We start from the raw sequence: 14,010 nt of genomic DNA on the forward strand, positions 1-14,010 counted from the left end.
TCTGACGTAGGTATCCATGTCAGTACGGATGGCGACAATGATTGATTGCTGGAGGTAGGGACATGAAAGCGGTGATTTTAGCTGGGGGATTGGGGACTCGATTGTCCGAGGAAACCGTGCTTCGTCCAAAGCCGATGGTTGAAATCGGCGGCAAGCCAATCCTCTGGCATATCATGCAAATTCATGCGGTGTATGGGGTGACCGAGTTTATCATCGCCCTTGGCTACAAAGGGGAAATGATCAAAGAGTACTTCCTGAATTTCTTTGCCATCAACAATGACTTGTCGGTGGATCTTTCAACTGGAAAAACGACAATCCATGATGGAAACCAGCCAAAGTGGACCGTTCATCTGGCCGATACAGGACAGACAACGCAGACGGGTGGACGGGTAAGGCGTTTGAAGAAATGGCTAGAAAACGATGAAACATTCATGTTGACGTACGGAGACGGCGTGGCAGATCTGAACATCAGCAAGTTGCTGGAGTTTCATCGTTCCCATGGAAAAATTGCAACCATGACCTCCGTCCGGTCCCCAGCGAGATTTGGTCGGATTGGGTTTGACGGCGACCGAGTGACTGAGTTTTTTGAGAAGCCTGAGTCTGGGGAAGGGTGGATCAACGGCGGATTTTTTGTCCTCAACACAAAAGCCTTGGACTATATTGATGGTGATCATACGGCTTGGGAGCGTGAGCCTGTCGAACGCCTCGCTCACGCCGGCGAGATGGTAGGGTATAAACACTACGGATTCTGGTCGTGCATGGATACCCTAAAAGAAAAAAGTTACCTGGAGGAGTTGTGGAATTCTGGCAAGGCTCCCTGGAAGTTATGGTGACGAGCACTGAATATAGGAATTCTGAAATGCATAAAGTCGCGGACTTTTGGCGGCATCGTGCACTGGCAGAGAGGAGTACATGTCAATGACCGCTGATACATCTTTGTTCGCACAGGCGCAGGCATGGTTGGATGAAGATTGGGCGCGAATGGAGAAGACGCTGGGCCCTCGGTTGGAGGCGTTTCGCGGGAAGCATATTCTTGTTACGGGGGCAGCGGGATTTCTCGGGTTTGGATTCCTCCATTTTTTTTCGTATCTCAATAGGAACCTCTTAAAGACTGGGCGTCTGTCCATTGTTGCCGCCGACAATTACATCCGGGGTTGCCCACGCTGGCTGACTGAGTTAGTCGCTGCAAGCCCAGACATACAGCTGCTCCGACAAGATATTACCAAGCCCTGGACAGGACCAGCGGGCGATCGTTTTGATTTCATTATTCACGGCGCATCCATAGCCAGTCCGAAAGTGTATCGACAATACCCGTTGGAAACTTTGGATACGAATATCTCCGGCTTACGGCATATGCTCGAGCTTGCCAAGAGTCATCGGGCTGAAAGTATCCTCTATTTCAGCTCAAGTGAGATTTATGGTGATCCGCCGGCTCATGAAATTCCAACGAACGAGTCCTATCGTGGCAATGTGTCATGTATCGGTCCTCGGGCGTGTTATGACGAATCGAAGCGTTTGGGCGAGACGCTCTGCTATTTGTACCATCAGCAACATGGTGTGCGCGCGAAGATCGTCCGACCGTTCAACAACTTTGGCCCGGGATTGCGTCTGGCCGACGGCCGCGTGTTGCCTGATTTTTGTCGCGATATCCTGGCCGATCGCGACATCGTCCTTCGCTCGGATGGGAGTCCGACACGGACGTTTTGCTATGTTTCGGATGCACTGACCGGATATCTCCTGACCCTGTTATCATCGAATCATGCTGAACCGTTCAACATAGGTAGTGATTCGCCTGAAATTTCAATGCGTGAGCTTGGACGTATGTTGCTGGAGGTGGCCGGTAGTAAGCGGAAAGTTATCCATACGCCGAGTGAGGAAGTCGACTATCTGACGGATAATCCCAACCGCCGCTGCCCGAATCTTGCGAAGTCTCGATCGCTTCTCGGCTATACCCCGCTGGTCGATCTCCGGTTCGGACTGAGCAGAATGCTGCAGTGGTACAAGCAGTTCGTTGGCTTGGAAGAGCTGGCGAAAGATGAACCTGTGGGCTAACCATTAGGGTGACCATGAAGATATCAGTGATGGGGACAGGATACGTGGGGCTTGTATCAGGGACCTGCTTGGCAGAGCGTGGTCACCAAGTGACCTGTATCGATATCAGGTCTGAGGTGGTACAGGAAATTAACGCCGGACGTCCACCGATTCATGAAATAGGATTAGATAATTTACTTCGCTCGGCGCGCGACAAGGGAATGTTGTCTGCCACCACGGATGCAAAGACTGCCATTCTCGATTCCGATGTAACTCTGATCTGTGTTGGTACGCCCACGGTGGATGGTCGGATGGACATGTCGCAAATTGTGGCTGCCGCAAAGGAAATCGGGTCAGCTCTAGCGAGTAAACGTGGATACCATGTTGTGGCAGTGAAGAGTACGGTATTGCCTGGAACCACGGAGGGACCGGTGAAGGCCGCCATTGAGTCTCACTCGGGCAAGAAAGTAGGGCACGGCTGGGGCTTGTGCATGAATCCGGAGTTTTTGAGGGAAGGTCGTGCCGTCGAGGACTTTCGTGTTCCGGACCGCATTGTGGTCGGTGCCACAGACTCCATGACCGCAGAGGTGTTTCTAAACGTCTATGCCGATTTCACCTGTCCTAAATTGGTGACAACCCCGCGCACGGCTGAGATGATTAAGTATGTATCAAATTCCCTGCTTGCCACGATGATTTCATTCTCGAATGAAATTGGCAATATGTGTTCCGCAGTCCCCGGTGTCGATGCACGTTTGGTGTGGAAGGGGGTTCATCTTGATCGGCGGCTCACGCCAATCAATGGACAGGTAGGTGGGGCGGCAGGAGTAACGGAGTATCTTTGGCATGGTTTGGGGTTTGGGGGCAGTTGTTTTCCGAAAGATGTGGCGGCGCTTCGAAGCTTTGGGCGTACCGTGGGCGAGCAGACTCGGATGTTGGACGCCGTGTTGGACATTAATACCGACCAGCCTCTCCGAATGGTTGCCCTGCTGGAAAAGGAGTTGAGCCTCGCAGGCAAGACTGTGGCCGTGCTTGGCCTCGCATTTAAACCTGGAACGGATGATTTGCGAGAATCACCGGCTTTGCCCTTGGTGGCTGAGCTTCGGAAGAAAGGCGCGAAGGTGCTCGTCCATGACCCCATTGCCATGCCCCATGCGAAGAAGCGACCGGAATTCCGGGATGTCGTGTTTGCTGAAGATTGGGCTGAGGCGTTGAGGAAGAGCGACGCCTGTTGTCTCGTGACGGCGTGGCCAGAGTATCGAAATATTCAGCCGACTAATTTTCAAAAATTGATGACCCGTGCTCTTGTGATTGATGGTCGTGGCGTATTCGAGCCTGCAGCAATGGCCGCGGCAGGGGTCGTGTGGCGCGGCGTTGGATACACGCCAGAATCTACCTAGAGAAAGACTCCCTTGAGTGACTGCACGCCCGTATCGTTATCGTTCTAGCCAAAGGAGAACAGGTCATGCTTCGTGACGGATGTCGATTTTGTGGGACGCTTCTGCAGCACGTCTTTCTTGATCTGGGCATGTCTCCGTTGGCCAATTCATATTTAAAGGCCCATCAACTAAACCAGATGGAGCCGTTTTATCCGTTACGGGCATTTGTGTGTGAGCGGTGTCTGTTAGTCCAACTAGAAGAATTTGAGAGCCCTGACCACATCTTCTCCGATTACGCATATTTCTCTTCGTTCTCCGACGTGTTTCTCCAACATGCCAAAGATTATGTCGATATGGCCGTGGAACGATTCTCGCTGAGCGCCAAAAGTTATGTCGTGGAGATCGCGAGCAATGACGGCTATCTACTGCAAAATTTTGTGGCACGAGGCATTCGCGTGCTGGGGATCGAACCGGCCAAGAATGTGGCTGAAGTGGCCGTCAAGAAGGGTGTTCCGTCCTGCGTGAAGTTTTTCGGGACCCAGACGGCACGAGAGTTAGTAGCGGAGGAAAGGCGTCCTGACTTGATCATCGGCAATAATGTCTTGGCGCACGTGCCGGACCTGAATGATTTCGTCGGAGGGCTCAAAATCCTCTTGGCGCCTGAGGGGATTATCACGATTGAGTTTCCTCATCTGATGCATCTCATGGGCCTGAATCAGTTCGATACGATTTATCATGAGCATTTTTCCTACTTTTCACTGACTACCGTGAACCAGGTCTTCGCGAAACATGGCCTGACCATTTTCGATGTCGATGAAATATCGACGCATGGTGGTTCGTTGAGAATCTACGCTCGTCATGATGAGCATCATTCAAAGCCGGTGACCGAGCGGTTGATGGCCCTGAAGAAGAAGGAAGAAATACAGGGATTTGCGACACTCGCTCACTATCTTTCTTTTTCTGAGAAAGCCCGGGAGACGAAACGAGCGCTTTTGGAGTTCCTGATTCGGGCAAAACGTGAGGGGAAATCAGTAGTCGCATATGGTGCCGCGGCGAAGGCCAGTACGCTGCTCAATTATTGCGGGGTACGCCAGGACTTTGTCGACTATCTTGTGGATAGAAGTACGTACAAGCAAGGACATTGGCTACCCGGGGTGCATATTCCCATTCATGACCCCGAACGCATCAAGGAAACGAAGCCCGACTATGTGTTGATTCTTGCCTGGAATCTCAAAGAAGAAATCATGAGGCAAATGAGCTACGTCAGAAATTGGGGTGGACAGTTTGTTGTGCCGATTCCGGAAGTTCGAATATGCCCCTGATCGATGTGTAGAGAGAAGCTCTTTTGCCGAGTGAATCTTGGTGGGTGAAGATATTGAGGGGCCTGGTGACGTGAAGAGTTTTGATGCAAGCAGAGTTTTGCCGGACGGTTGCGGCGAGGAGATGTATCGATTTATCTCTGAACTCTATCCGATCTGTCGAAGTATTACAGGACAGGGTATCCGGGACACGTTCGTGCGCATTCAACAGCATATCCCGTTGAGCATAACTGCCGTGCCAAGCGGAACGCAGGTGTTTGATTGGACGGTCCCGCTCGAGTGGAATATTCGGGATGCATACGTGGCTGATCGTCAGGGGGTGCGAGTTATTGATTTTAAGCAATCCAACTTGCATGTGGTGAGTTATAGCATCCCGACCGCAGCGCGTATGCCGCTACGCGAGCTCAAAGCGCACCTCTTCACGCTGCCGGATCATCCGGATTGGATCCCCTATAGAACGTCCTATTACAAAGAGTCCTGGGGATTTTGTCTGAGCCATCGTAAATATCTGGACCTTCGTGACGAGGACTATGACGTCGTGATTGACTCGTCCTTGAAACCGGGACACCTCACCTATGGCGAATACTATTTGCCCGGGGACACTACAGAAGAGGTGCTCATTTCATGTCATGCCTGCCATCCATCACTGTGTAATGACAACCTATCAGGAATTGCGGTAGCGACGTTCTTGGCTAAATCGTTACAGACTGGCTCACGTCGATACTCATATCGTTTCCTCTTCCTTCCGGTTACTATCGGGGCGATCACCTGGCTAGCCCTCAACCAGCAGAAGGTGTCCAACATCAAGCATGGCTTTGTCCTGACCGGCGTGGGTGATGAGGGGGGCTTCACCTACAAGAAAAGTCGAGATGGCAATGCCGACATTGATGCGGCATTTGCCCATGTCTTACAACACTCGGGAGAGTCGTTTGCGGTCACTGAATTTATCCCATATGGATACGATGAGCGCCAGTATGGTTCACCGGGATTTAACCTTCCCGTCGGATGTTTCATGCGTCGGGCGAATGGAGGGTATCCGGAGTATCACACGTCTGCCGACAATCTTGATTTTGTCAAACCGACATCACTGTCGCGATCCCTCCAAGTGGTCCAGTCAGTCGTAGAGGTGTTGGAGTCAAATAGGGGGTACGTCAACACGTCCCCCTATTGCGAACCGCAGTTAGGCAAACGTGGTCTCTATCGCACAATCGGAGGAAACGTCACGGGGCAGAGCGCGGAAATGGCTCTTCTCTGGGTCTTGAACCTGTCTGACGGGGCGCACACCTTATTGCAAATAGCTGAGCGAGCGGGGTTGCCCTTTTCAACCATCAAGCTGGCCGCTGATGCGTTGGAAGGTCAGGGATTGCTACGTCCTGCTGGTTAGGGTGCCGAGAGCGTGCGCAGATGGGAATCAGAACTCTCAGTGATGCTAGCCGCAGTGCGATGGTTCTTGGAGGGTCTGGGTGTTTGTGAGTGAGCGCCGTGTCGCGGTCCAGTTGCGAACGCGCATCGTCACGCGCGTAACGCCAAAGGAGGTTCCGAATGAATAACACAATTTACTACGATGCCCAATTGACTGATGACGAGAGAAGAAAACTGATTTTTGAAGGGCAGTTGGTAGCGTATTCACCTCGAGAGCATTCCCTGGCGTTGGTGGGGCATGCGCGCAAGTTGATCGAAGAGGCTTTTGCCCCGCTCGATCCTGAGACCGCGCAATATCACATGCCTGTTGAGCAATACGCTGAAGTGCTAGGTAAGCTGAAGCCGCACTTCATTCACCACCCAGAATCCAAGAAACACCTGAAAGGGTTGTTGGCGGAGATGGGCGCTGATCCTGAGAAAACTTACTTCGATGTCCCCAAAATGCGAAGTTCAACCAGCGATAACTATCTGACGACCGGGATAGCGTATGCGTGGCATCCGCATCGGGATACCTGGTATTCAGCCCCGCCTTGTCAAATCAATTGGTGGATTCCTATTTACGACTTCCGTTCCGATAATGCGATGGCCTTTCATCCCAAGTATTGGAATCGGGCGGTCAAGAATGATTCCCGTAGTCACAATTATTATGAGTGGAACAAGCAACATCGGGGCGGACATGTTTCTCAATTTCTGAAAGCCGACCCACGACCCCTTTCCAAGCCTATTGAAACGATTGAGATCGATCCCCAAATTCGCATCATTGTTCCTGCGGGCGGAATTATTCTGTTTTCGGCGGCTCAGCTGCATTCGAGTGTGCCGAATACCTCCGGCAAGACCCGATTCAGTATCGATTTCCGTGTGGTGAATGTGGATGATGCTGCCGCCCGCCGGGGGGCACCTCATGTTGATGAAGAGTGCACAGGAACGACCATGCGAGACTACCTGCGCGGAACAGACTTGTCCCAGATTCCTGCCGAGATCGTCGCGCTCTACGATGATGGCGCGCAGGAAGACGGTGAGTTGCAGTACAAGCCGAAGGATGTCTCCACTCCGTCTTTGTAAGCGTATTGCTTCTATGCCAAATCTTAATCGGTGGCGTGGCGAAAGAATCCTCGTAACAGGAGGCAGTGGGTTTCTCGGATCACATCTATGTCAACGGTTGCTCGAGCTGGGGGCGGAGGTACACGCGACTTCACGCGTTGAGCGGACGTCGGAGCCGGGTGGGCCGATTTGGTGGCAGGTCGATCTTACGGCCATCGATCGTGTGCGGAAACTGCTGACGGATCTGAAGCCTATGGTGGTGTACCATTTGGCTGGGTCTGCTGGCGCGAAGCCTGACCTTGCTCTCGTATTACCTACCCTCGAAGGGCTTGTGGTTAGCGCCGTTAATATACTTGTGGCAGGAACAGAGGCTGGCTGTGGCCGTATTGTGATGACGGGATCACTTACCGAACCGGCTTGGGGCGAGCACGCACCGATTCCAAGTTCTCCCTATGCGGCGGCAAAATGGACGTCGAGCGCCTATGCGCGAATGTTTCACCTGCTCTATCAGGCGCCGACCGTGGTTCTTACTCCCTTCATGACATTCGGGCCCGGCCAAGACCGAAGCAAAATTGTTCCGTCCGTCATTCTTTCACTTCTCAGGCGAGAATCCCCCCGGCTTTCTTCCTGCCTCTGGGAGGTGGATTGGATTTTTATTGATGATCTCGTGGAGGCGTTCCTGGCAGCTGCGGCAGTTCCAGACATTGAGGGGGGCTGTTTTGATGTGGGAACGGGAACTAACCGGACAGTCCGGTCGGTGGTCGAGCGGATTTTCTTACTGATGGGAGAGCAGACGCAACCACTATTCGGTATGTTGCCGGATCGCCCGTCGGAACCGGTGCGAAGCGCCGATACGATGCAAACCTACCAACTGTTGAAGTGGCGTGCGCAGATTTCCCTGGATGAGGGCTTGAGGCGGACGATTGCTTGGTACACTACTCATGCTGCTATGGGTGGTGCATGACTGCCGCAGCGATGCAGCAGGTCCTGAAGTGGTATGCCAAGCGAAAAATTCGCGAGCTTTGTCCCTCGAGGATTGCGGACCAATTGTTGGGGGACCAGGGGGCTATTCATCAACTCTGGTCGATAGGGATTGTCTCTGGGGCATCGCCCTTGCGCCTTCGCCACGCGCTAGGGGGACTCAATCCGGTACTGACTCGGGAAGATGTTTCGGACGTGAGGGCGTTGTTCGTCGCGGATCCGTTCCTGCTTCGAGTAGGAGATCTGTGGCACATGTTTTTCGAGGTATACAATTTTGATGCTGATCGTGGTGAGATTGCCTGGGCCACCAGCAAGGATGGGTTTGCTTGGACCTATCAGAAAGTTGTATTACGGGAATCATTTCACCTGTCCTATCCCTACGTTTTCGAGTGGCACGGCCGATATTATATGATTCCAGAAACCCACCAGGCGGAGAGTGTGCGTCTCTACGAAGCTCGGTTGTTTCCGACAAAGTGGGAGTGTACCGACACGTTGCTCCGGGGCCATCGTTTCAATGATAGTTCAATCTTTTATTATCACGATCGATGGTGGTTATTCAGTGAAACCAACCCAACTTTGGCACACGATACGCTTCGCCTCTATCATGCTCCTGACCTTCGAGGACCCTGGCAGGAGCATCCTCGATCTCCGATCATTCAAGAGAACCCCCATATTGCAAGGCCGGCAGGACGGGTAGTGGTTGTCGGCGATCGCCTCCTCAGGTTTGCGCAGGACTGTTTTCCGGTCTATGGGACAAGGGTACAGGCGTTCGAAATTACGGAGCTGACTCCTTCAACCTACCGTGAGCAGCCCGCTTCGCGTGGTTCATTATTCGGCCCGAGCTGGAGGCTCTGGACCCAAGGCGGGATGCATCATATCGATTCCCATCCTCTAGATTCCCATCAATGGATTGCCGCAGTGGATGGGTGGCGACAAGTTGGGTGGCCGATTCCTGAAGGGTGGCAGAGGGCGACGTGTTGAAACGGTTGTGGCGATATCTGCAACGGTACCAACTGTATCTATGGGGACGAGAGGTGATTGCTGCGATTCGCCGCATCTGGCCTCAGTTTCATGGGGGCGTTGTTTCCTTGCACGCCGCAGGGAGTCCACACGGCCACGTTTTGATTTCTTACGACAATCATGGGCTGCTCTGTAAAATGCGAGGGCAACCCATTCCCACCAGCCACCCCCAGTTTCTGAAGACTATCATCATGGCTCAGACCTTTGTCGATTTGGGCTATGACGTAGATGTGATTCACTGTGAGAATCAGAGATTCATTCCCTGGAAGCCGTACGATATCATGGTTGATACACGTCTGAATTTGCAGCGACTACAACCTTATTTACCTTCTACCTGCATCAAGATTCTGCACTGTGATACGGCTCAGATTGTCTACCAAAACGCGGCTGAAATGGGCAGAATGTTGGCGTTTCAACGGCGGAAGGGGCTCACGGTTCCGCCGAATCGATTGGAAACACCGCATTTAGGGGTTGAACACGCGGATTATCTCACGACCTGCGGCAATGAGTTTACGGTGAACACATATACCTATGCGGATAAGCCGATTTTTCGGTTACCCATGGTTGTCCAGCAGATGTGGCCTTGGCCCGAGAACAAAGACTTCGAGGTGTCCCGTCGCCGGTTTCTTTGGTTTGGAAGTCGAGGAATGGTTCACAAGGGACTCGACTTAGTGCTGGAGGCTTTCGCGAGAATGCCGGAATGCCAGCTCACCATCGTGGGGCCGGTGCGCAATGAGCCAGAGTTTGCGAATGTTTATCGGAAAGAATTGTTCCACACGCCGAATATCAAGTGTGTCGGCTGGCTTGATAAGTCCAGTGAGGAGTTTCGAACGGTTTTGGAGCAATCCCTTGCGCATGTCTTTCCCTCTTGCTCTGAGGCCGGGGCGGCGGCTGTGGTAGAGACCATGGCTGCAGGGGTAATCCCTGTGGTGACCTATGAAGCGTCAATTGACGTGGAGAATTTTGGTTTTCTTTTGGAGGACGCTTCGATCGAAACCATCATGCGTCAGGTGCGCGAGATTGCTGCGATGTCTGTGGATGAATTGCGTCGCAGGGCTAAGAAAGCGTGGGAGGCGGCCCACAACAATAACACGCCGGAGAAATTTGAGCGTTCCTATCGTGCAACCATAGAAATGATTTTGGCAAAGCATGGAAGACGATAGCAGCATCTGCCGAAAGATGTTCGCTTCGGGGAAGGCGGAGGATCATGTCTTCGCCGTCAAGCCTCTGTGGGGCGTAGGGAGCGCATTGACGAATGGCTAAGCTTGGGCGCCAGCTGGGAAAGTTGGCAAATTTTGTGCTTTTGTTAGGGGCTGCGCTCTGTGCAGGCGTGTTCGCTTTCTTGGTATGGCGCCATGGCATGTCGCTCCGCTATGTGGTGTTCGTGGGGCTTGCAGTGATACTGGCGCTCGGCGTACGAATGCCGGAATCCCTCAGGATCAATAGTGTGCTTGTCGGCGTATCCACATGTGTCGCGGTCTATCTGGCTGAATTGCTCCTCGCCTATTCCGGCACAGCAATTACCTCCTTGGGGGCTCAAGCGTGGTTAAGCTTCCCTCAGGACGCAAACGTACGGGTTGCGGCTGAACGAATGAAGACTGTGCAGGAGACTCACCAGAAGTTCGATGCTCGTTCGCGTTTGGAGGTGATCCTGGATATGCGGGCACATGGCGTCAATGCGTATCCGGATGTCTTCCCAATGGTCCTGTTTGCACCGTCATCCAGTGACAGTATTCAATCCGTGCTGACTAGCCAGTACGAGGAATTATTACCGGTGGCTGGAATGGCCACCACGACGACGGTATTTTGCAACGAGAGCGGGGAATATGTCGTATACGAAAGCGATGAGCACGGCTTTCACAATCCGCGTGGCATGTGGGAGCACAGACCGGTCGAACTTCTTGCGCTGGGTGATTCCTATACCCATGGAGTGTGTGTCCCGTCGGATAAAGGATTTGTGGCCGTGGTCCGGGGACATCATCCGAATACGATGAATTTGGGCGTAAATAGCCATGGTCCGCTCACGAGCTTAGCGACGCTTAAAGAGTATGGTCCGGTTCTTAAGCCGAAACTGGTGCTGTGGTTTTATTATGAAGGCAATGATCTCAGAGATCTCGACGGGTGGGAGAAGAATTCTCCGCTCTTGATGAAGTATTTGTCATCCTCATTTTCGCAACACTTATTTGAGCGGCAACCTGAAATCGATCGTTCGTTGAGGGACTATCTTGATGCCGCAATGGCAAAGGCGACCGCTCCGATCTCTCTTGAGAACATCCTGAAGCTTCACCATCTCCGTCATGCCATGCATTCATTTTATGAGCGCCGCCCAGCCGAACAGGGGTTTCCGGCTGAGTTGCTGGAGTTTCTTCGTCATTCCGGCGCATCCGCTGCTCCGGAAGACCTTCAACTGTTCGAGCGTATTCTGACCGAGGCCCAGGCAACGGCAAAGACGTGGGGTGGGCGTGTCGTGTTCGTCTATCTGCCCACGTGGGAACGATATCGCCTCCCTGAATTGGCCAGCAAGGATCGCGACAACGTGCTGGGGATCGCCAGGCGGTTGAAGTTGCATGTAATGGACATGCATGAGGTATTTGTCACCCATCCGGATCCCTTATCGCTTTTTCCGTTTCGACGATACGCCCACTACAATGAAGCCGGGCATAAGCTCGTAGGCGAAGAGGTGCTCAGGCAGTTAGGGAAGCTGTGACGTCTGCCGATCGTGCGTGTCGAAATGTCGAGCCGGTAAGTGTGTTTTGTTACGTGCCTGTTTGTGGCCTGCGGTGGCTCCGATTTTTGCGTTCTTGAGGTTGATCAGAACAGAATGCTTTGAAATGGACGGGTTGAAACGGTGAATACACATCAAAAAAAAGTAGCCGTCGTAGTGCCGATGCATAATCGGAGTGAGCTCACTCCTGATGAGCAGGTCTCTTTTCAACATCTCACGCATTATCTGCATGCGTATGACAAGTATCTGGTGGTGCCCAACTCACTCAACATCGACTTGCCGGGCTGTTCGCTCAAGCGTTTTGGCGATGAATATTTCGGGAGTGTTGCCGCGAATACACGCCTCTTATTGTCCGAAACCTTTTACCGTTCCTTCAGTGAGTACCAATACATACTGATCTACCATCTTGACGCGTTGGTGTTTTCGGATCAGTTAGAAGCCTGGTGCGATACGGGGCTGGACTACATCGGTCCGCCATGGATTCACTGTGCGGACAGCCCCTGGGTGAAGGAAGCACGTGTGGGAAATGGCGGGTTGTCACTGCGGAAGATCGAGAGTTTCCTCAAGGTATTCCGATCGGACGTCTATTGGATGGAGCCGGAAGAATATTGGCGGGAAAGGTATGCGGGGATGCCTGCCTATGTCCGAATGCTTAATCTGCCGAGGCGGTTTGCAAAGCGGCTATCCTGGCTGAACAATGCACGTCTTGAGATGTCACAGTGGCACCTCCGTCCTGACGGGACCAAGAATGAAGACCATTTTTGGTCTGATCGTGCCAAGCATTATGTGCCTGACTTCAGAGTCGCCTCGGTCGAAGTCGGCCTACGCTTTGCGTTCGAGGTGGCGCCTCGCTTGTGTTACGACATGAATCACCATCAGTTGCCATTTGGTTGTCATGCCTGGCCACGCTACGATCGCTCGTTTTGGGAACCCTATCTGATTTCGCCGCACGCGGCTTGATCGACAGGGCTAGTGTAGCCACAGAATGGGGTCGGCGATGGCAAGACGTTTTGCGATGGTCGTGGCACTAGGTGTCGTCACGGTGGTTTCTGCTGCGATCATGCTTGGTCTTGGCGAACTGACGATTCGGTCCATCCATTTGCTGAGAGACGGAATTCCATTTTTCGAAAGTGTCGACGGTGGAAGGATTGGACCGATTAGCCTGGATCAGGAACTCGGCTGGAAAGCGACCGAGCATTACCAGGAGACATTGGTAGAGAGAACCAATGCAGGTCGGCCCTATTCAGTTCGGCGCTCTCAAAAACAGTACGGATTTCGCCAGTTCGGCGATCTGGACTCCAAGAAAATTCGGCTTCTGGTGATTGGCGATTCGTTTACTCATGCCACGGCAGTTTCGGATGATCTTACGTACCATGCTTTATTAGCTCAGCTGCTGGACGTTGAAGTATTTGCGTACGGTGCTGGCGGTTACGGGACACTGCAGGAACTCATGATACTCGATCGGTATATCGATATTATTCGACCAGACGTCATTCTCTGGCAGTATTGCGCGAACGACTTTATCAATAATGATAATGAGCTTGAGCGATTGAGCCTTGTGAATAACAATGGGTGGGTCAGGCCCTATTTGCAGAAGGGGCAGGTGCAACTGTTGTCACCGAAGGAGTCCTCACTTCAGGTTCGAGAGTGGATCAACCGGAGGAGCAGGTTCCTCTATTTTATTGTGAGCCGTATAGACCGGCTGCGAGCGGTGAGGACTCGTGACACGGTTGAAGTCGCTATTGAATCGGAGGGGATGCGGCATCCCGGATTTCTTCGTGCGGTAGGAGTTACCGATGAGTTGATGGGGAGGGTCCGGAAGAAAGTGGGAAATCGATCGATCATGGCATTCAATTGCGTGCGAGCCGAGCCCTACGATCAGGCGTTTCGTGATATCTCGGCCCGTCATGGTATCGCCTATTGGGATGATGTTGCTTCGGTGGTTCTTGAAGCCCATCATCGTGGGGAAGATGTCTACGCTGCGGATGGTGGTCATTGGAATGAGCGGGGACATCAATTGGCAGCAGAGGCGATCGCCAGTCATTTTCGCGCTGAAATGAGAACTGGGACCCGCCCTTGATGAATGTCGAGTACA

The 14,010-nt window shown here is 52.7% G+C and carries 11 protein-coding genes; all 11 read left to right on the forward strand.

Annotated elements, in window-relative coordinates:
- Nucleotides 1-62: 62 nt before the first annotated feature.
- Complete coding sequence (gene rfbF, locus NSND_RS20620) at nt 63-833, forward strand: glucose-1-phosphate cytidylyltransferase (RefSeq protein ID WP_080880782.1); 771 nt, start codon at nt 63-65, stop codon at nt 831-833.
- An 85-nt stretch (nt 834-918) separates the two neighbouring features.
- On the forward strand, nt 919-2,052 hold the full coding sequence (locus tag NSND_RS20625) for an NAD-dependent epimerase/dehydratase family protein (protein WP_080880783.1): 1,134 nt from the start codon (nt 919-921) through the stop codon (nt 2,050-2,052).
- A 14-nt stretch (nt 2,053-2,066) separates the two neighbouring features.
- Nucleotides 2,067-3,428 carry a UDP-glucose dehydrogenase family protein gene (locus NSND_RS20630; protein ID WP_080880784.1) on the forward strand — a complete coding sequence of 454 codons (1,362 nt, stop codon included), beginning with the start codon at nt 2,067-2,069 and terminating at the stop codon, nt 3,426-3,428.
- 65 nt (nt 3,429-3,493) lie between these two features.
- Nucleotides 3,494-4,729, forward strand: a complete 1,236-nt coding sequence (locus tag NSND_RS20635) for a class I SAM-dependent methyltransferase (RefSeq protein ID WP_080880785.1) — start codon at nt 3,494-3,496, stop codon at nt 4,727-4,729.
- A 121-nt stretch (nt 4,730-4,850) separates the two neighbouring features.
- Entirely contained in the window at nt 4,851-6,110 is a 1,260-nt protein-coding gene (locus tag NSND_RS20640) for a DUF4910 domain-containing protein (RefSeq protein ID WP_080880786.1), read from the forward strand.
- A 158-nt stretch (nt 6,111-6,268) separates the two neighbouring features.
- The gene (locus tag NSND_RS20645) at nt 6,269-7,210 is read left to right on the forward strand and encodes a phytanoyl-CoA dioxygenase family protein (protein WP_080880787.1); all 942 of its coding nucleotides are present in this window, start codon (nt 6,269-6,271) and stop codon (nt 7,208-7,210) included.
- Nucleotides 7,211-7,223: 13 nt separating this feature from the next.
- Complete coding sequence (locus tag NSND_RS20650) at nt 7,224-8,153, forward strand: NAD-dependent epimerase/dehydratase family protein (RefSeq protein WP_235000354.1); 930 nt, start codon at nt 7,224-7,226, stop codon at nt 8,151-8,153.
- A gap of 1,051 nt (nt 8,154-9,204) precedes the next feature.
- The gene (locus NSND_RS20660; protein WP_235000327.1) at nt 9,205-10,353 is read left to right on the forward strand and encodes a glycosyltransferase; all 1,149 of its coding nucleotides are present in this window, start codon (nt 9,205-9,207) and stop codon (nt 10,351-10,353) included.
- 92 nt (nt 10,354-10,445) lie between these two features.
- Nucleotides 10,446-11,897, forward strand: a complete 1,452-nt coding sequence (locus NSND_RS20665) for an SGNH/GDSL hydrolase family protein (protein WP_080880791.1) — start codon at nt 10,446-10,448, stop codon at nt 11,895-11,897.
- A gap of 141 nt (nt 11,898-12,038) precedes the next feature.
- Complete coding sequence (locus NSND_RS20675) at nt 12,039-12,875, forward strand: DUF5672 family protein (RefSeq protein WP_143833648.1); 837 nt, start codon at nt 12,039-12,041, stop codon at nt 12,873-12,875.
- A 37-nt stretch (nt 12,876-12,912) separates the two neighbouring features.
- Nucleotides 12,913-13,995: an SGNH/GDSL hydrolase family protein gene (locus tag NSND_RS20680; RefSeq protein ID WP_159450924.1), complete on the forward strand. Its 1,083-nt coding sequence runs from the start codon at nt 12,913-12,915 to the stop codon at nt 13,993-13,995.
- Nucleotides 13,996-14,010: the final 15 nt, after the last annotated feature.

Source organism: Nitrospira sp. ND1 (genome assembly GCF_900170025.1).
Taxonomy (GTDB): domain Bacteria; phylum Nitrospirota; class Nitrospiria; order Nitrospirales; family Nitrospiraceae; genus Nitrospira_A.